Source organism: Roseibium hamelinense, from assembly GCF_007830545.1.
GTDB lineage: Bacteria > Pseudomonadota > Alphaproteobacteria > Rhizobiales > Stappiaceae > Roseibium > Roseibium hamelinense.
Window position 1 is genome coordinate 71,779 of sequence record NZ_VLLF01000008.1, and the last position, 18,927, is coordinate 90,705.

An 18,927-nucleotide genomic window follows, 5' to 3' on the forward strand; every position below is an offset into this window, starting at 1 on the left:
CTAATCAAAAATCTCGAGGCGACCATCGGCCAAAACCATACGGCGAGCATCGACCTGTTCCAGCAAGGCGATATCATGGGTTGCAATAACAACCGACGTCCCAAGCTTGTTCAATTCCATGAACAAACGAAGCAGCCGTTTTGCGAGTGGCGGATCGACATTACCGGTCGGCTCATCGGCCAACAACACGTCAGGTCTTGTGATCAACGCACGGGCAATTGCAGCGCGCTGTTTTTCTCCACCTGACAGGACCGGTGGCAAGGCATGCATGCGCTCACCTAGTCCAACCCATTTCAACAACTCGACCACGTCCGCACGGTAATCCGATTCCTCGCGTCCAATTACCCGAAGCGGCAATGCTACATTTTCGTACGTGGTTAGATGATCCAGCAGACGAAAATCCTGAAAAACAACGCCGATTTTTCGTCGTAATTCCGGCAGTTCGTTTTTTCCAATCAGGCTGATGTCCCGGTCGAAGACCTTTATCAAACCCCGTGTCGGCCGCAATGACATGAACAGCATGCGAATGAGACTCGTCTTGCCAGCGCCAGACGGACCAGTCAGGAACTGAAATGACTGCGGTTCGACACTGAACGAAAGATCCTTGAGGATTTCAGGCCCCATCCCGTATCTGAGACCAACATTTTCAAACCGGATCACAAAAGCCTCCTGCGCATTAGCGCAACCTAGCGATTGGCCGTTAACGCTTCATTAATCATATACAGGTCCATTTAAACCCTAAAGTTTTCGTGGGTGACTGGCCGCCAAGTCCACAAAATCAATGCCGGATCTGACCCAGCTCGGCTAAACTCGTTGCGATTTAGCACATATGGTGAAGGGTCTTCGCACATGAAGATCAAATGTCCGGATTGCAATACGTCCTATGACATCAAAGCCTCCGCGCTTGGTGCAAAGGGTAGGAGCGTCAAATGCGCAAAATGCGGCAACAGTTGGTTTGCGAGTCCTGACTCTGACGAAACTGTTGGTGCCATCGCTCCTGAACAAAAAGCCGAAGCGGCTGACAAAGCCGCTTGGATGGATGACCAGCAGGATGAAGAGACTGCGGAATTCGACGGCTCCGAGTCTGAATTGGAAGATGATGCGGACGCCGACATGGCGGCGTTTTCTGCAGACGACGAGGTTCAGGATCCGGTCAAGCGAGCACCTCCTCCTGCCGAACCAAAGAAACCAGCTGCCCCGGCAAATACTGCGCCGGAACTAGATGCTGATGGCAAGCCAATTGACATTGAGACCATGGCCAATCGGCCAAAGATCAAGGTCAATCCGAACAAGTTCCGGCGCGATCACATTGGGGCCGTTATCCGTTGGATTATGAGGCGTAATTTCCACCGTATTGGCGGAATATCGCTTTTTGTAGCGGCAATTGCATTATGTGGCTTTCTTCTCACCATACGGGCAAGCATTGTCAAACAGGCTCCTGATTTGGCAAGTCTGTTTGAAATCATCGGTATGGAAGTCAATTTGCGCGGGCTGGAATTTCGGGACTTGCGAACCTTTTCAGAACAGGAAGAGGGCCAGCAAGTGCTTGTTGTCGAAGGGTCGATCCGCAATCTTGAAACACAGGAAAACGATGTTCCTGCCGTGCGTCTGTCGATCCGCGGCACTGACTTGCAAGAAATTTACGCCTGGACGGTTGAACCACGTACAAGAGTGCTAAAAGCGCTTGATGAAACACGATTTCGAACAATCCTTGCCGACCCGCCAACCGGAGCGTCCGACATCCAGGTCCGCTTCGTAGACCGCGGGCTTCGCCAAAATGCTCTTGAGTAACATGACAACAATAAACACACTCTTTGACGAAGATGCTATTGCCGCGCGTGTTGCAGATCTCGCACGTGAAATCGCCCTGTCGAAGCCGGAAAGGCTTTTGGTTGTGGCCGTTTTGAAAGGCAGTTTCATTTTCGCGGCGGATCTTGTCCGCGCCATGCACCGCGCCGGTCTCACTCCGGAAATGGAATTCATCCACCTTTCAAGCTACGGAGCCGGAACAGAAGGTTCTGAAAACATCCGCATTTTGCGCGATGTTGAAAGTGACGTTAACGGACGCGATATAGTATTGGTGGATGATATTCTGGAATCCGGCCGGACTCTTAAGTTTGCGCGTGACCGCTTGAATGAGCGGGGAGCCCGATCCGTCAGCATCGCAGCGCTGCTCGACAAACCGGATAAGCGTAAAACGGCAATTTCCGCAGATTACGTGGGATTTGCATGTCCCGACAAGTTTGTGGTCGGCTACGGCATGGACATGGGTCATGCTTGGCGCCAACTGCCTTACATCGGCTATGTCGCATCGGTGGGGGATGATAGCGGCGCTTGAGCGATTGGAGTTGAACAATGACCCGAATTCTTCTGACCGAGGACGATGAAGCGGTCCGGAGTTTCGTGAAGCGTGCCCTCGAGCTGGATGGGCATGAAGTCGAAACGGCGGAAGACGGCGGCGAGGCCGCGGAAATTTTGGACCGTGAGCAAGGGGCATTCAGCCTTCTGCTGTCGGACATCAAGATGCCCGTGATGGATGGGATTGCATTGGCACTCCATACGGCACGCGACTACCCGCAGATACCTATCCTGCTTATGACCGGTTTTGCCGATCAAAGGGAGCGTGCGAGTGGGCTTGATGCCCTCGTACATGATGTGATCACGAAACCGTTTTCGCTGACCGATATCAGAGCTGCGGTTCGAAACGCGATAGACGAGGTTAAGCCATCGGAAACGCGCCGCTACGCCTAAAACTCGAAGAAACGGCCAGAAAAAGCCCGGCGCAACGCGCCGGGCTTTTGTTGTCAATAGCGGTTCAAGAGCCGCTCGAGATAATCTAGTTCCAGCTGAGGCCGGGACGGATCGGAGAACCGGCGGCGCAATTCTTCCAAGATCCGCCGGGCCCGTTGAACATCGATTTCATCTGGCACCTGAACACGGTTTCCAAAATCAGGGCCTTCAGTCCTGCGAGGACGGCCTAAAGGGTCTTCGTCCATAGGCGATCGACCGTTTGCCATGCCGGGCCCTTCTCCTTGGCCCATCATCTGCTCAGCCATGCCTTGGGCGCCACGCCGCAACGCATCTAGTGCACTGCCTTGTTGCCCCAATGCTTGCTGACCTTGGCCCTCGCCCAGCGATTGTTGAGCTTGCCCCATGGACTCTCCAGCCTCTCCCAAGGCCTCGTTTTGACCCATTCCGTTTTGGCCAAGCTGTTCCATCAACTGTTGCAGCTGTTGCGCGAGATCGCCTTGCCCCTGCTGAAGCTGATCAAGCATTTGTTGCAATTGCTCCTGGGTCATTTGCTGGCCTTGCCCTTGCTGACCCGGCTGCTGTTGCTGGCCCTGTTGGCCTTGCTGATTGTTGAACTGATGGGTTTGGTCCATGAGCTGCTGTTGTTCCTGGATCATACGACCCAGCTCATCGAGCATCTGCATCATTTCGCTGGTCATGCCATCTGGCATCATTTGCGGGCGGCCGGCTTGGAGATTTTCGAGCATCTGCTGCATCTGGGCCAGCAATTCGCGCGCAGCATCCCGTGACCCCGTGCGGGCAAGCTCTTCAATTCGGTTGAGCATCTCCGAAAGGTCTTGCTGACTGAGATTTTGCTGGTTGGAATTGAACGGCTGCATGGCCTGTGGGTTCTGGCGCATCTGTTCCGCCAGAGCTTGCATGTAATTGTTCAACGCCTCGCGAAGTTGCTGTGTAAGCTCCGCGATTTCCTCGTCACTGGCGCCGTTTTCAAGCGCCCGTCTGAGGGCTTCTTGTGCTTCCCGCAATGCGCGTTCTGCTACTGACAAATCACCATCTTCGATCGTTAGCGCCAAATCCCAAAGCAAAGGCAGAAGTGCTTTGAGTTTTTCGTCGGTTTGAGCCCGCACTAGCTCCTTATAGGCAAAGCGCATGCCCAGATAGGTGCGGGTCTCGATCTCAAAAACCTCCGGCGCGATAAGCAAGGCATCCATTGCCGTTATCGTTCGCCCTTGGTTGTTGGCGTCCAAGGCAAGATCACGTCTTTGCTCGACAATAGCGCGTGCCAGGGGCTTCCGGAAAAGACGTTGAGGCAGTGTGAACTGATATGCAGGCGAATAACCTTCCTGGCCGGCCTCGTCCCGCGCGGTCAGATAAAGGTCAACTTCGGACCCGGCCCAGGGATGTGAAGTCAAATCACGGATCGTTTCGCCCGTTTTTGCAGTCCCAGCGCGAGGTGGAAGTGACAAAGGAAATTGCGGAGCCCCAACGAGTGGTCGCGGTGCCTGAGTGAGCGCCGGTGCACTACGGACGGGCGCAATGCGCGCCTCAGCGGCAACCACCCCGTAATCATCCTTCACAAGGTAGGAAAATTTGAGCGCTCCGCTGAGTTGCTCTTCTGGATCGTCGGTAAGCCGTATTTCTGGTGCATCGTCTGGGACAACTTCAAAGCGAAACTGCTCAACGATCACAGCGTCTTTTTTGAGACTAATGATCGAAGATTGTTCTAATGCAACCTTGAACTCATTCGGCAAACCCGCCGATTGCTCTGCGGCATCGCCATCAGGTTCAATGACTTCCGGCACTTCGTCGGATTTGGACTCGAGTTCCAAAGTCAATCCATCATTGCCCTGCGATCTAACCACCAGAACGGATCCCTCCGGCACCCTCACAGGCAGGCTTTTGTCGCGCAGCGCCGCGCTCTCGCCGGTCAGATAAACAGGCGGCTCATTGGTGTAGAGCGGCGGGGTGACCCATGCATCAAGTCGGTTGGCAATTTCAGTTACATCAACCGGTGACTGGAAAGCTGATGTAAGCCTGGACCATCGGTCCGCACCGGTCGAAAAAAAACCAACGATTACTAGAAACACCGCAATCAATCTAAATGCATAGGGGTCCTGACGGTATGCACGCGGATCTGGAGAACCTGTTCGCATGCCTGCTACGGCTTTGGCCATGCGCTTAAGGTGCAGTTGCCACAGCGCCCTCGTAGATTCATCGTCCGAAGCATTTGACAAGTCGTCGGCCAATGCCGTCAAAGGTCGGTGTTTTGTTCCGGAGATCGCCTCGATCCGCGCAAGGGCTTTTTGGCGTGATGGCCATTGCAGATGATAGAGACCCCTGGCAGACCAAAGCAAAAAGGCTGCGAAGGCAATCAGCCCGACTACTCGAAGCCATGCCGGAAGTGCGATCCAAAGGCCCAACCACGAAACACCAACAAAAAAGGCAAGGACTGTGAGCACCGGCATAAGCGCCCGCCACAGGTCCTCCAAGAATAGGATCAGGCTGCTTCGCCCTGCCAGCGCTTCTAGCTTTTTGCGCGTATCCTCTTGCGGATGACCGTTTTGGTGTGTCTCGTTGCGGTCCAAGGTTTCGCCTCTGCTCGCTTGCCAGAATAACACGTTAAGTCGCGTATTCCGGATGGATAGGTCATTTCCTATTCCTAAACTGAGGCAGAAATACCAACTCGGCAACCTGTCGAAACAACTAAGTCCGCAAGGATCTTATCACGCCTTGTTGAGCCAGGATGGCAATACATCCAGCCCGATCAGATCTTCAAAACTTGTTCTCGGCCGAACCACAGCAAATTCTGACCCGTTTACAAGGACTTCAGGGATGAGAAGCCGTGTGTTGTAGGTTCCGGATTGCACCGCGCCATAGGCACCCGCTGAGAAAATAGCCAACATATCACCTTGGTCTGCCGCGGGGATGCGCCGGGATAGAGCCAAGTAGTCGCCTGTTTCACAGACAGGACCAACCACATCGCAAACAATTTCGTTTTTGGAAGGATCGTGTTCATCAACCAGACGAATTTCGTGATGGGCCTCGTAGAGCGTTGGCCGGATGAGGTCATTCATCGCTGCATCGACAATCAAGAACGTTTTGTCCTCGCCACCTTTTACATAAATGACCTTGGTGACCAAGATCCCGGCATTGCCAGCGATGAGCCGCCCAGGTTCGAACATGATCCGGCAGTCGAGTTTTTGAACATGTTTCTTGACAACTTCGGCATAAGCATCTGGATGAGGAGGCGGGTCGTTGTCTTTCACATAAGGAATGCCGAGGCCTCCGCCCAGGTCTATATGATCAATCGCATGTCCTTGGGCGCGAAGGCGGTCAATGAGTTCCCCGAGCCGGGCGAAAGCATCATCGAAGGGCTGAAGTTCTGTGATCTGCGACCCAATGTGCATATCTATGCCGCTGACTGCGATACCGGGAAGCTTCGCAGCGATTGCATATACCGCCTCAGCTTTTTGCCAGGGAATGCCGAATTTGTTTTCGGCTTTACCAGTGGAGATTTTCGCGTGCGTCTTTGCATCCACATCCGGATTGATGCGCAAGGATATTTTAGCCGTTTTTCCTTTCTGCTGCGCGACCCGGGACAGCTGGTGCAGCTCCGGTTCAGACTCAACATTGAAACACAAAATGTCTTCGTCGAGCGCATAAGCCTGTTCGGCAGCAGTTTTTCCGACACCGGAAAACAAAATCTTGTTTGCTGGAACCCCCGCCAAACGCGCTCTTCGTAGCTCACCTTCGGAGACCACGTCCATACCGGCGCCGAGCTCGGCAAGGGTCGCCAGAACAGCTTGATTGGAGTTGGCTTTTACTGCGTAGCAGACGAGCGATGGAATATCATCGAATGCGGAAGTAAAGACCTGATAGTGCCGCCTTAGGGTCGCAGTGGAATAACAATAGAACGGCGTCCCGACAGCGTCGGCAATCTGCTTCACCGGCACGTCCTCGGCATAAAGGGTGCCGTTTCGATAGTCAAAGTGGTGCACTGACAGTCTGCCTTTAGCTTAAATTGAGATTTCCGAATTCGACCTCAAATTAGGAAGTCGAGCGGAAAACGCTCGGAAATTGGTTCCGGTTGCTCCACACCGCGTCCGGTGCCGACAGTATTGTCGCCACCGTCAAAGTCGGCAGAAAAACCCGCGGATGCTGAAGGGTCCGCCACAGCACCGGCTTGCGGAGGCTGCTCCAAAGAACCGCGCCGTCCGCAGCCTCCGAGCAAAAGTGCAACCGCCAGCCCGATAAGGACAGAATGTTTCAACATGCCTTTCGATGCCATTTCAGGTCCTTTAACTCCGACACTCGCTCCACCTTTCCTCGCATGAGACCGGGACAGGCGCAAGGCGGACTGTTTTTCAATGAAAGGCGCTTTAGATTTTCGACAGTTCTTTGAGCCAGCGCCTGGCCTGCTTGCGGACACTAACAGGCGAGGTCCCGCCGTAACTCGTCCGGCTGCGGACCGACTTGTCCACGGATAACACTGAGAAAACCTCCTGGGTGATCTTTGGCTCCACGTCCTGCATTTCCGCAAGTGAAACCTTGTGCAGCTCAATACCCCTATCAACGGCGATAGCCACAATCGCGCCGGTCACATGGTGAGCGTCGCGGAACGGCATGCCGAGAACACGAACCAACCAATCGGCAAGATCCGTCGCGGTAGAATAGCCGGAACCTGCAGCCTTCTTCATCGCCTTTGTTACGGGTTCGAGATCTTTGACCATGCCGGTCATAGCAGCAAGAGCAAGCGAAGTGCTTGCAAGTCCATCAAAGGCCTGTTCTTTGTCTTCCTGCATGTCCTTTGAATAGGCGAGCGGCAGGCCTTTCATCATCACCAGAAGCGCTTGAAGGGAACCGTAGATACGCCCGGTTTTTGCTCGCACCAATTCGGCAGCGTCCGGGTTTTTCTTTTGTGGCATGATGGAAGAACCAGTTGAAAACTTGTCCGACAGCTTCACAAATCCGAATTGCGCCGAGCACCAGACAACAATCTCCTCCGCTAGGCGCGACAAATGCATGGCTGTCAACGAAGCTGCGGCCAGTGCCTCTATCACGAAGTCCCGATCCGAAACTCCGTCAAGCGAGTTTGCCGTCGGCCGATCAAATCCAAGGGCTTCAGCAGTCATTTTCCTGTCGATCGGAAAAGATGTCCCGGCAAGCGCTGCAGATCCCAAAGGGCATTCGTTCATGCGCTTGCGTGCGTCGCGTACACGCCCGCGATCCCGAGCAAACATTTCGACGTAAGCAAGCAAGTGATGTCCGAATGTCACAGGTTGGGCGGACTGCAAGTGCGTGAAACCCGGCATGACATCCCCAGCATAGGCTTCCGCCTTTTCAGCCAAAGCACTCATAAGCTCTGCAAGCTGCAGGTCGAGCGTATCCAGCGTTTCGCGTACCCACAGCCGGAAATCCGTAGCGACCTGATCATTGCGTGAGCGCGCGGTATGGAGACGTCCGGCTGCAGGGCCAATCAGCTCGGCGAGACGCGCCTCGATGTTCATGTGAATGTCTTCAAGCGCACGGGAAAATTTAAAATTCCCGCTGTCTATTTCTGACAGGATCGTGTCTAGACCTTGAACAATCTTGTCGGCATCGTCCGATGTAACAATGTTTCTATCGGCAAGCATGCGCACATGGGCTTTCGAGCCATCTATGTCTTGCTTATATATCTTGCGGTCGTAGTCGATGGAGGCATTGATTTCCTCCATGATGGCGTCTGGCCCTTCGGCGAACCGACCGCCCCACATGCGATTGCTCATGCCCTGTCCCTTAAAAGGCAACCCCTTACGAGGTAAAAAATGACGAAGCCCACCGACTCCGGACCAAGCTCAAGACGCGGTGTGTTTGCCGCAGGCCTAGCCGGTGCCGTTGCTGCTCTCGCGGCGGTATACGTGATCGCCGGGCCGAATGGCAACACAGCGAACGGCGAATCATGCAAGATCGCGCTCCAGGCTGCTGCAGCAGCCAAACCATTTGCGACAGGGGAGGTGGCCGCTTTCCTTCCGGCTCAAAAACCACTCGGTCTATCGGAAATCGCGTTTCTCGGTCCCCATGACGAATTGCTGAAGATGTCAGATTTTGCGGGTAAAACGGTGTTACTCAATCTCTGGGCAACCTGGTGTGCGCCGTGCCGAAAGGAGATGCCGGCGCTCGATAAACTTCAAGCAGATCTTGGTAGCGAAGAGTTCGAAGTCGTCGCGGTGAACCTGGATCGGGGCGGACCCGAGAAACCCAAAGCCTTTCTTCAAGAAATCGGCGTGAGCAGGCTCGGATATTATCACGACTCATCTAACCGCTTGCTGCAGGATCTGCGCGCGAAAGCGCGTGCTACCGGCCTTCCAACAACAATCCTCATAGGGCCCGAGGGTTGCGAAATCGGCACGATGTACGGCCCTGCGGAATGGGCAGACAGCGATGCAGTCAACCTCATCCGCGCCGCGATGGCACCAAAAGCGGGCAGCTGATCTAGTCGAACCCGGCTTGATGCATGAGCTCATCATAGGCGCCAGATTCTGTGAACGTCTTGAACGCAGCATTAAACCGGGTTCGGATCTCTTCGCTTTGCGGATGCCGTTTTGAAACTGCGATATGCATGATTCCGGTGCCAAGCCGTGGCTCGAGGACCTTGAAATCCGACCAGTTGTACCCATCCTGACGCGCCGAATGACGTAGCCGCTCCCGTAGATCCGCAACGACATCAGCGCGCCCAAGCGCCAGCATCCGCAGGTTCAGGCGGTGATCCGGAACTTCATTGAAGTTTAAGTCCGCCTCTAAGAGCCCTCCCGGGTATGCGTTGTCCTGAACAATACCGATCCGAAAACCCTTCAGGTCCGACAAACTCCCGACGGTTTTAAGAGGAAAGTCTTGCCGGGCAAGCAGAACCATGTCGGCAGAAAAAAAGGGCTCGGAGTAGTCGAATATTTTCGCCCGTTCGGGGGTGAAATAGGCGCCAATAACCGCGTCGGTTTTCAAGTTTTCCGTGTCAGAAAGCGCACGGCTCCATGGCAGGTGCCGGATGATGGGCTCGTACCCGGCTTCTTCAAGCACCCTGGAAACCAGAACATTCAAAATACCACCCCCGGGGAGGTCGGGCATGGAGTAAGGAGCGTAGTTCTCGTCGGTCGCAAGCACAATTGGTTGGCTATGGGCCGGATTGGCCACTATCACCAGACCAAACAGCGCCAGGTAGACCAATTTCATCTTCAGACCGCCCTTTTTATCGTCTGACCCTGGGAAGCGTCGGGTTGGACCAAGGGCCTAATGTTTGTGATCACAATGCGGGGGGCCACTATCCAATCCAACCACTCGAACGCGAGAAGCCTGTGCACCAGCGAAGCGGTGGACCGCTTCGCCATTCTCATCTGCAGTCTAAGCCTGCCCATCACTGCCCGTACCCGGTTTCCGTAAGAACCTCATCATATCGGCCGGATTCGCGCATGCTTGCAAGCGCCTCATTGAACCGCGAAATGATTTCCTCAGCATCAGGATGGGCTTTCGACACCGTGATGTGCATGACACCCGCCCCAAGAGCTGGCTCCAGCGCCTTGAACTGCGACCAATCAAGCCCGGACTTCTCAGCAGCATACCTAAGGCGCTCGGTGAGATCTACGACCAGATCAATCCGGCCACCATCAAGTTTGCGGAGGTTCAAGGTGAAATCCGTGACAGCTTCGAAATCGAGATCGGCGTCAAGGATTCCACCCGGATAGGCATTGTCCTGGATGATCCCGACCTTCGCGCCGGACAGATCCGAAAAATCAGAGTAGTCGGACACTGGGTAATCGGATTTCGCCAGCAAAATCGTCTCTGCGGAATAAAACGGCTCCGAATACTCGTAAATCTTGGCGCGATCCTCTGTGTAAAACGCGCCGATGAGGACATCCTTGTCCGCGCTTTCGGTTGCCGCCAGAGCCCGGCTCCATGGCAAAAGTTCGATATCCGGCTCATATCCGGCTTCCTTGAAGATTTCAGCCACAAGGACGTTCAAAAAGCCTTGTCCAGGCAGATTTGCGCTTGAGTAGGGCGGATATGCATCGTCACCGGTGAGCGTGAGCGTGTTGGACGAAGCGGGCATGCTCATCATGCACAATGCCGCTATCATGGCCAAAAAACGTGTCATTGTCTCATCCTTCTGCGAAGTTGAACAATCTAACCAATCTCTACGGTGAAGCAGTCGGGCTGGAGGTCAGCCAGACGGAACTGGTCGCATTAGGGCTGCGCCAAACGGGAACGGGCGCCAGTCTGTCCTGACCGGCACCCGTTCGAATCCTGTAAGACCGTCTCGTCCAGCCTGAAATCAGACCGTGATGTCGACGGCGTTGCCGAGGCCAGGGATCTGACGATTTTCGCGTTCTTGCTGCTGCTCGGTTGCATCTGCTTCTTCGAGACGTTCCGCAGTTTGACGCTCTTGCTCGTTGTTGTCTCGGATTGCGTTTGTCGCCAGCTCGCTCCGCACATTCGCGGCGCTAAAGGCTGCCGAACTTGTGCTGTCTGAAACGCTTGCCATGTTCCGAACTCCTACTGCAATGACCAGTTTGTCTTTTGCATTTAAACTGTGATGTCGAAGCGCCCACCAAGCCCAGGATCAATGTCTCGGGCTTCAACCCGGCGCTCAATCTGCTCGACCTGTCGCGCCAATTGCTCAGCGCGGTTACTGCTTAAGTCAGCTTGCCGCTGGACTGTTTGGGCAACAGCAACTTCCTGCTTCGCGTCAAGTTCTCTGAGCTGGTCAACCACTTTCTGCGTTTCCCGCAAAGTAGGCGAGGAAGCCAATGCCTGAGAACTTCGATATCCACTTACTTCAGGCACTAGAAACTCCGTGTCTCGGTTTCTAATACTCCATCATGTAATCAGTCTCAAGACAAGGAAAAGTTAATAGAGCGTTTCTTCTGCTTATAGAGTTCGCAATTACTTTCCTAAGCAGTTGTAATTTTACTAAAATTTTAATGAGTACCCAAATTCCGGAATACAGGAACCTGGCTATCAAATACGATACTAGAGAATGAGAAATAATATCAGGCAGTTATGTCGAGTTTCGCGCCTATTCCTACCTCCACAGTAGCTTGCGACACGGCTTGCAGGCTATCTGCACCCTCTTGCAGCATGGCAATCAGATTTGCATCTTGCACCTGCGACATCTTTGCGAACTTTGCTTGCAATGCCAATCCTGTTTGGGCCTGGCTTGTTATTGCAAATGTTGATGCGATTCCAACGCTATCCATAAACACACCCCCGACGATCAAGTACTTTCGGCTGCCGGCGTTAAAACCGCGTTAAGGTGGTACAAACAGCTGTAAGTCTGTTCTCTTTAACTTTCCACTTGAGGTTCTTGGAAGGCTTGGGATCTGATGATAGATCTTGGGACGTTTGTATTCGGCTAAATGGGCCGCAACATATTTGGCCACGTCGTCGTTATCAAACCCATCAGGATTGGTCGGCACAACAAAGGCTGTAATCAGGCTGACACCTGTGCCTGATTTGGTCTCAGTTACTGCCACCTCCTGTATAGCGGGATGATCCAAAAGAACGCTTTCTACCTCTTCGGGCGCCACACGATATCCGAACGCATTCATGAGATCGTCTCCGCGTCCCTCGTACCAGACGTATCCGTCTTGATCTATGCGCGCACGGTCGCCGGTGAGGAACCAATCGCCACGAAAAGCCTTTGCAGTTTCCTCTGGCCTATTCCAATAAGACAGCATTAGCCCAGGTTCAGACCGGTGAACCGCAAGCAATCCAGGTTCACCAACAGGCGCCAACCCTGCCTCGCTGACATTTTCCGTTAGAACAGCAACTTTTCGCCCGGTTTGCGGTTTTCCAGGCGAACCCGGTTTTACCGGCACCGACGGGCCCGAAGAGATGTAAGTTGAAATCTCGCTCATTCCGAGCGCCTCATAGAGCTGCCGCCCCGTGCGGCTTGTCCATTCCCGATACAAAGACGCCGGCAACACTTCACCTGCTGTAAGGCCATGCCTTAGGTTTGGAAAGGACTGCTGCGTAACGTGACCATATTTTAGAATACGGCGATACAGGCTTGGCACGGCAGCGAACAGGGTCGCCCGCGTTCGCGACAGCAGGTCCGGCCAGATGTGAGGGTCTCGCGGACCAGAATACACGACACTGGTGGCGCCATTTGCCCAAGGATCCATCAGTCCAGCCCCAAGTGTATACGTCCAGTTGAACGCACCCGCGTGCAAGAGCCTGTCGGAGGATCTTAAATCGCACCAATCGCGATACATGGGGCGACGTGCGGCACCAGAACGCTGCGCATGTAAAACCCCTTTGGGCGTGCCGCTTGTGCCGGATGTATAAATCAAAAATGCCGGATCATCCGCATCAGTAGATGCGTAGTTGCCTTTCGGCGCGTTCATGAGCTGCCCAATCTCTTCTGGGCCAAAAAACGCAGGCGCATGTGCCGGCAACGGTGTGCGGCCATCATGTAGCACAAGGGCTGCTCCACTATCCTCAAGGATAGATGTCGCCTCCGGTCCCGTCAGCATTTCCGATGTCGGAACAGGGACGCAGCCGCCGGCAATCGCACCGAAGAAAAGGAGCGGGAACTCGACAGTGTGGCCGAGGCGCAGCAATACCCTGTCACCCTGGCTAAGGCCGAAGCCACGGAGGCCACTGGCAATCGACAGCACCGCGTCCTCGACAGCCCGGTAGGTCCAGTACTCAAGGGCTGTCCCACCGGGCCCAACCACCTCAAGAGCCACCGCATCACTGTCAGGCGCAGCGTTGGTCAGGCAATATCGTGCAAGGTTCATAAGGCCGGATATTACCGGGTCGGCACCGGCGTGTCGCCGCGGTAGTCATAAAATCCGCGCTGAGTTTTTCGGCCAAGCCAACCGGCTTCCACGTATTTCACGAGCAAAGGGCAAGGACGGTATTTGGTGTCCGCAAGACCTTCGTAAAGCACCTGCATAATCGACAAACACGTATCCAAGCCGATAAAATCAGCAAGCTGGAGAGGGCCCATCGGATGATTTGCGCCAAGCTTCATAGCTTTGTCGATGGATTCAACCGAACCCACACCTTCATACAGCGTGTAGATCGCTTCATTGATCATAGGAAGCAAGATCCGATTGACCATGAAAGCCGGGAAATCTTCGGCAACGGCAGTTTGTTTTCCAAGCCGATCCACAAACGCCTGAGACACTTCGAACGTAGAGTCTGCAGTTGCGATTCCGCGAACAAGTTCAACCAGCTCCATAAGTGGCACAGGATTCATAAAATGAATCCCGATAAACCGCTCTGGCCGATCTGTCGTGGCTGCAAGGCGGGTAATTGAAATCGACGATGTGTTGGTAGCCAGGATCGCTTCCGGCTTTAGGAGAGGGCACAGCTGCGCGAAGATTTTCCGCTTCACTTGTTCGTTCTCAATGGCGGATTCAATCACGAGATCGGTATCAGCCAGCAGATCCAGATCTGCAGCGGGGGAAATGCGGTCCAGGGCGGCTTTGCGCGCATCTTCTGTGATGATTTCTTTTTGGACCTGCTTAGCCATATTCCCGTTTATGGAGGCCAATCCAGACTCGATCCGGTCTATTGAGATATCGCTTAGCGAAACGTCGAAACCTGCGAGCGCGCATACATGAGCAATTCCGCTGCCCATTTGACCTGCGCCGATAACGCCGACTTTTTTGATTTCGACCACCATGTTCCAATCCGATCCTAGAGTCACAGCCCCACCGGCTGATATGCCGGGCTATTTTTGGCAAGTCCCGGCTCAAACAGCAAGAACCCCAAGGCGAAAAGCTCACATCGCCTTGGGGTTTTTTATCATTCAAAAGTTGCGCTTATTCGACAGCGGCCTTGAATTCCGGCAGCACATCAAACAAATCGGCTACAAGCCCGTAGTCGGCAACCTGGAAAATTGGCGCTTCTTCGTCCTTGTTAATCGCAACGATCACCTTCGAGTCTTTCATCCCAGCCAAATGCTGGATCGCCCCCGAAATCCCGCAGGCGATGTACAGATCGGGCGCGACCACCTTACCTGTCTGACCAACCTGCCAGTCATTCGGCGCGTAGCCTGCATCAACAGCGGCCCGTGACGCGCCCACAGCAGCCCCAAGCGCATCGGCTACCGGCATAATCACCTCTTGAAACTTTTCTTCAGAACCAAGAGCCCGGCCACCGGAAATTATGATTTTTGCCGATGTGAGTTCAGGGCGATCGGACTTAGAAAGCTCTTCGCCGACAAAACTTGACAGGTCCGAGGCACCTGCTTCAGCCACATCCACCACATCAGCGGATCCGCCGTCGCTCGCAGCAGAGAAGCTTGCTGTCCGCACGGTGATGACTTTCTTGGCATCCCCGGACTTGACGGTCTGAATAGCGTTGCCGGCATAAATCGGACGCTCGAAGGTTTCGGCGTCGATGACCGCAGTAATGTCGGACAGCTGCATAACATCAAGCAGAGCAGCGACGCGCGGCATGATGTTTTTGCCGCTTGCGGTGGCTGGCGCTACAAACGCATCGTAGTCAGCGGCCATACCGACGATCAAATCTGCCATCGGTTCAGCGAGTTGATGTGCGGCAGCGTCGCTATCAATGACCAGAACCTTGGAGACGCCGGAAAGCTTTGCAGCTTCATCGGCCACGGATTTCACATCCTTTCCGGCCACCAACACATGAACGTCGCCGCCGAGAGCGGCCGCTGCAGTCAAGGCTTTAGCTGTCGCATCGTTCAGTGCGCCGCCGCCATGTTCCGCCAAAAGAAGAGTTGTCATATTGGGTTTCCTCCTGAAGCCAGCTTTAAAGTACGCCTGCTTCATTCTTGAGCTTTTCGACAAGCTCGGTGATAGAGCCAACTTTCACACCGGCTTCACGGGCAGCCGGCTCCGCCGTGGACACAACGGTCAAGCGCGGGGTGATATCGACGCCAAAATCAACCGGTGTTTTTTCATCAATGGGCTTTTTCTTCGCCTTCATGATGTTCGGCAATGACGCATACCGCGGCTCATTGAGGCGCAAATCCGTCGTTACGATTGCCGGCATCTTAAGTTTGACGGTTTGCAGGCCGCCATCGATCTCGCGGGTGACATCGACTGTCCCATCACCAAGATCCACTTTCGAAGCAAAAGTACCTTGTGACCAGCCTAGCAGCGCGGCCAGCATCTGCCCAGTCTGATTGCAATCATCGTCGATGGCCTGTTTTCCGAGAATCACGAGGCCAGGCTCTTCCTGCTCAACAATTGCCTTAAGGATCTTTGCGACTGCAAGCGGTTCCGCGGTTTCGTCTGTTTTAACCAGGATGCCGCGATCCGCGCCCATCGCGAGACCCGTGCGCAGTGTTTCGGTAGCCTGCTGAGGACCAACGGATACCACAACGACTTCACTGGCCTTGCCAGCTTCCTTTAAGCGCAGGGCTTCCTCGACAGAGATTTCATCAAAAGGGTTCATCGACATCTTGACATTGGCAAGATCTACCCCGGAGCCGTCCGCCTTCACCCGCACTTTCACGTTATAATCAATGACCCGTTTTACGGGCACGAGGATCTTCATTTGGTCTCCACCTCTTATTGGGCCGACACTTTCGCCGCACCGCATTATTTTGGCCTTTTTGCCGCCCCTATAACGGGGTTTAAATGGCAGGTTTCAGCCGAATTGAACGCATCTCGCGGGACGGTACTTGACCTTAGCGGCACGTGTCAACGATGGCCTAAGGTAAGCTTAGGCAATTTACCGCACCCCGCTCCAAGCGAACAAGCTCGCGACGATCGGCCGCGTCATAGCCCCCTGTCAAACAGAGGCACGCCAGGCCGGCGCAGAAAAATCACTAAGATTGCCCCCGCCGCAAGCCCGCCAATATGTGCCGACCAAGCGACCTGGCTTTCCTGTGTGAAAACGGCATTGAAGACCTGATAAACGACCCAAGCCCCCAGCACCCATTGCGCCGACAACCTTAGCGGAATGCGTCCCAGAGCAAGAACCCAAATTTTAACCTTGGGATGAAGCATCAAATACGCAGCGACAACTCCCGACACCGCCCCTGACGCGCCGACCAGTGGCACGTCCGACCCGAATGCTGCAATCATGTATGCGAACCCACCAGCAGCAGCGCTTAACAGATAAAAAATCAGAAAGCGCACATGCCCCATAGCATCTTCCACGTTGTCTCCGAAAACCCACAGGAACAGCATGTTTCCGAGCAAATGCATGAAGTCTCCATGCATGAAGGCATATGTTACAATCGACCAGCTATCCGGGAAGACCTGCAATTCGGTCGGCAAGTCCTTTTGGTCGAAGAATACGCTTGGAATGAGCCCATAGGAGTACGCCAAAGCGCTTGCCATCTCACCTAGACCGGCGCCTTGAACCGTAAAAAATATGACCGCATTTAAGATGATAAGCCCCCATGTAACGACCGGGCTTACGACGTGCTTCCAAGAATTGTGATCATGCAGCGGTATGAACATGCACGGCTCCAGTTTCCGAACCGTGCACGTAAAGTATGGCTCAGCGGTTCTTACCCGGAACCCATAGCACGTCCCCTTCGCCTTTTGCATTTAGGAAACGAGAGGCAACGAAGAAGAAGTCGGACAGCCGGTTCATGTACAAGACGGCAGACGGGTTTATCTTTTCGGCCGCTTGCAACTCGACAAGCAAACGCTCACATCGGCGAGACACAGTTCTAGCGAGGTGGAGGTAAGCGGAAGCCTCCGAACCACCAGGCAGGACAAAAGAGCGCAGGGGTGAAAGTTCCCCATTGAACCGGTCTATCGCCTCTTCGATCGCAGTCACCTGAGCGGCAGTTATCCGCAATGGTTCGTATCCAAGGTCTTGATCCGTTTCAGGCGTTGCTAAGTCTGCTCCCAAGTCGAACAGATCGTTCTGGATCCGTCCCAAAACCTCATCCACATCCGGTGCCATCTTCCCGGTGTGCAATCGGACCAGTCCGACGACTGAATTTGTTTCGTCTACCGTTCCATAGCTCTCAATCCGAAGATCATTTTTCGGACGACGCTCTCCGGTTCCAAGCGCAGTTGTTCCATCGTCACCGGTTTTTGTATAAATTTTGTTGAGTATAACCACGTTGCCCCCTTGTTTATCGACCAGGACCGAAGAAGTAGAGTCCGGTCATGACCACGACAACCACCAAAAACTGCAGCCCCACACGCCAGCGCATAAGCATTTGGCTGCGGTTCGATGGGCCGCCCCTCATCATGTTCCAGATACCCATCACAAGCACGACGGCGACCGCCGCCATTCCGATTGGTACAAGGGCATTCACAACTGCTGCCATTTTCTCTTCCTTTTAGATCCCGTTCGGAGCGCCATCCAGCTCAGGTCGAGTCACTCTTCCGCATCGGCTGCCTTAATCAGGAACCGGTCAAGCAAAAATGTAGGCAGTATCCGCTTCAAAACCGCCAGCAAGCTGGTCGGGACCGTCACATAATACCTTGCTTTCGGGCGCTTGGCTTCAAGGGCGTGTATGAGACGTTTGACGACTGCTTCTGGCGGAAGTTTAAACGGCCCGGGTTCTCCGCTTTCCATACGGACGCGGCGTTTTTCGTAGGTCATACGGTGGATTGAGGCCTCCAGACCTTCTTTTCCGATCCACCTGTCGAAGTTTTCTAGCGCATTCTGAGTGAAGTTTGTTCCGATCGGACCGGGCTGAATCACGCTTACAGTGACCCCCGAGCCGCGCAACTCTTGCCGAAGCGTATCTGAATAGGCTTCAAGCGCAAATTTCGAAGCTGTGTAAGCACCACGGTACTTCATGGCGACAAATCCGAGAACCGAAGAACACTGAACAATTCGGCCCGAATTTTGGCTGCGCATGATCGGCACAATCCGCTGTGTAAGATCGTGCCAACCGATGAAATTGGCCTCGAAAAGCGCCCGCATACCGTCAACGGGAATGTCCTCCAGAGCGCCTGGTATTGCGTAAGCGCCGTTGTTGAAAAGTGCGTCCAGTTTGCCGCCCGTTTGGTCCAATACATAGTCGACCGCTGCCGCAATGGTGGCTGGATCTTCATAATCCAGGCGGACGCTATCGAATCCGGCCTGTCTGAGACGAATGACGTCCCCGGGGTTTCTTGCAGTTGCAAAAACAGTCCAATTCCGGCCGCGCATCAGCCTCGCGGCCTCGGCACCAATGCCCGTTGAGCATCCGGTCATAAGGACCGTCCGCGGTGGATTGAACATCAAACGGTCGTCAGACAT

Annotated in this window: 22 protein-coding genes; 4 read left to right on the plus strand and 18 right to left on the minus strand. The window is 54.2% G+C overall.

The window, feature by feature from the left end; translation table 11 throughout:
* Entirely contained in the window at positions 1–660 is a 660-nt protein-coding gene (gene ftsE, locus JM93_RS15850) for a cell division ATP-binding protein FtsE (protein ID WP_145345423.1), read from the minus strand.
* Between the two features lie 189 nt (positions 661–849).
* Between ftsE and JM93_RS15855 the strand changes: the two genes are divergently transcribed.
* From JM93_RS15855 to JM93_RS15865, 3 genes are read left to right on the plus strand one after another with little or no spacing between them, the layout of a single operon-like run.
* Positions 850–1,791, plus strand: coding sequence for a zinc-ribbon domain-containing protein (locus JM93_RS15855; RefSeq protein WP_145345425.1), 942 nt, complete (start codon positions 850–852; stop codon positions 1,789–1,791).
* A 1-nt stretch (position 1,792) separates the two neighbouring features.
* Positions 1,793–2,338, plus strand: a complete 546-nt coding sequence (hpt, locus tag JM93_RS15860) for a hypoxanthine phosphoribosyltransferase (RefSeq protein ID WP_145345427.1) — start codon at positions 1,793–1,795, stop codon at positions 2,336–2,338.
* A 17-nt stretch (positions 2,339–2,355) separates the two neighbouring features.
* Positions 2,356–2,751, plus strand: coding sequence for a response regulator (locus JM93_RS15865; protein ID WP_145345429.1), 396 nt, complete (start codon positions 2,356–2,358; stop codon positions 2,749–2,751).
* A 53-nt stretch (positions 2,752–2,804) separates the two neighbouring features.
* Here JM93_RS15865 and JM93_RS15870 read toward each other — a convergent pair whose 3' ends face one another.
* The 4 genes from JM93_RS15870 to argH form a co-directional block, all read right to left on the minus strand.
* Positions 2,805–5,336, minus strand: a complete 2,532-nt coding sequence (locus JM93_RS15870) for a TIGR02302 family protein (protein WP_145345431.1) — start codon at positions 5,334–5,336, stop codon at positions 2,805–2,807.
* 138 nt (positions 5,337–5,474) lie between these two features.
* The gene (gene lysA, locus JM93_RS15875) at positions 5,475–6,749 is read right to left on the minus strand and encodes a diaminopimelate decarboxylase (RefSeq protein ID WP_145345433.1); all 1,275 of its coding nucleotides are present in this window, start codon (positions 6,747–6,749) and stop codon (positions 5,475–5,477) included.
* A gap of 44 nt (positions 6,750–6,793) precedes the next feature.
* Positions 6,794–7,039, minus strand: coding sequence for an LPS translocon maturation chaperone LptM (gene lptM / locus JM93_RS15880; RefSeq protein ID WP_145345435.1), 246 nt, complete (start codon positions 7,037–7,039; stop codon positions 6,794–6,796).
* Positions 7,040–7,130: 91 nt separating this feature from the next.
* Positions 7,131–8,516 (minus strand): argininosuccinate lyase, encoded by a 1,386-nt coding sequence (gene argH, locus JM93_RS15885; protein ID WP_145345437.1) that lies wholly within the window; start codon positions 8,514–8,516, stop codon positions 7,131–7,133.
* A gap of 39 nt (positions 8,517–8,555) precedes the next feature.
* On the opposite strand from argH, the gene tlpA reads away from it, so the two are divergent.
* Complete coding sequence (tlpA, locus tag JM93_RS15890; protein ID WP_145345439.1) at positions 8,556–9,221, plus strand: thiol:disulfide interchange protein TlpA; 666 nt, start codon at positions 8,556–8,558, stop codon at positions 9,219–9,221.
* Position 9,222: 1 nt separating this feature from the next.
* Here the strand turns inward: tlpA and JM93_RS15895 are convergent, their stop codons facing one another.
* From JM93_RS15895 to JM93_RS15955, 13 genes are all read right to left on the minus strand, one after another.
* Entirely contained in the window at positions 9,223–9,957 is a 735-nt protein-coding gene (locus JM93_RS15895) for a substrate-binding periplasmic protein (protein WP_145345441.1), read from the minus strand.
* A 181-nt stretch (positions 9,958–10,138) separates the two neighbouring features.
* A complete protein-coding gene (locus JM93_RS15900; protein ID WP_145345443.1) occupies positions 10,139–10,876 on the minus strand; it encodes a substrate-binding periplasmic protein in 738 nt (245 codons plus the stop codon).
* Between the two features lie 177 nt (positions 10,877–11,053).
* Positions 11,054–11,263: a hypothetical protein gene (locus JM93_RS15905; RefSeq protein ID WP_145345445.1), complete on the minus strand. Its 210-nt coding sequence runs from the start codon at positions 11,261–11,263 to the stop codon at positions 11,054–11,056.
* 41 nt (positions 11,264–11,304) lie between these two features.
* The gene (locus JM93_RS15910) at positions 11,305–11,565 is read right to left on the minus strand and encodes a hypothetical protein (RefSeq protein ID WP_145345447.1); all 261 of its coding nucleotides are present in this window, start codon (positions 11,563–11,565) and stop codon (positions 11,305–11,307) included.
* Between the two features lie 206 nt (positions 11,566–11,771).
* Entirely contained in the window at positions 11,772–11,978 is a 207-nt protein-coding gene (locus tag JM93_RS15915; protein ID WP_145345449.1) for a hypothetical protein, read from the minus strand.
* Positions 11,979–12,029: 51 nt separating this feature from the next.
* A complete protein-coding gene (locus JM93_RS15920; protein WP_145345451.1) occupies positions 12,030–13,523 on the minus strand; it encodes a class I adenylate-forming enzyme family protein in 1,494 nt (497 codons plus the stop codon).
* A gap of 11 nt (positions 13,524–13,534) precedes the next feature.
* The gene (locus JM93_RS15925; protein WP_145345453.1) at positions 13,535–14,416 is read right to left on the minus strand and encodes a 3-hydroxybutyryl-CoA dehydrogenase; all 882 of its coding nucleotides are present in this window, start codon (positions 14,414–14,416) and stop codon (positions 13,535–13,537) included.
* A gap of 139 nt (positions 14,417–14,555) precedes the next feature.
* Positions 14,556–15,488: an electron transfer flavoprotein subunit alpha/FixB family protein gene (locus JM93_RS15930; RefSeq protein WP_145345455.1), complete on the minus strand. Its 933-nt coding sequence runs from the start codon at positions 15,486–15,488 to the stop codon at positions 14,556–14,558.
* Between the two features lie 25 nt (positions 15,489–15,513).
* On the minus strand, positions 15,514–16,263 hold the full coding sequence (locus tag JM93_RS15935; RefSeq protein ID WP_145345457.1) for an electron transfer flavoprotein subunit beta/FixA family protein: 750 nt from the start codon (positions 16,261–16,263) through the stop codon (positions 15,514–15,516).
* Between the two features lie 224 nt (positions 16,264–16,487).
* Positions 16,488–17,177, minus strand: coding sequence for a rhomboid family intramembrane serine protease (locus JM93_RS15940; protein WP_145345459.1), 690 nt, complete (start codon positions 17,175–17,177; stop codon positions 16,488–16,490).
* A 40-nt stretch (positions 17,178–17,217) separates the two neighbouring features.
* Entirely contained in the window at positions 17,218–17,793 is a 576-nt protein-coding gene (locus tag JM93_RS15945) for a cob(I)yrinic acid a,c-diamide adenosyltransferase (RefSeq protein ID WP_145345461.1), read from the minus strand.
* 13 nt (positions 17,794–17,806) lie between these two features.
* Positions 17,807–18,004 (minus strand): twin transmembrane helix small protein, encoded by a 198-nt coding sequence (locus JM93_RS15950; RefSeq protein WP_145345463.1) that lies wholly within the window; start codon positions 18,002–18,004, stop codon positions 17,807–17,809.
* Positions 18,005–18,054: 50 nt separating this feature from the next.
* Positions 18,055–18,927, minus strand: a complete 873-nt coding sequence (locus JM93_RS15955; protein ID WP_244300864.1) for an SDR family NAD(P)-dependent oxidoreductase — start codon at positions 18,925–18,927, stop codon at positions 18,055–18,057.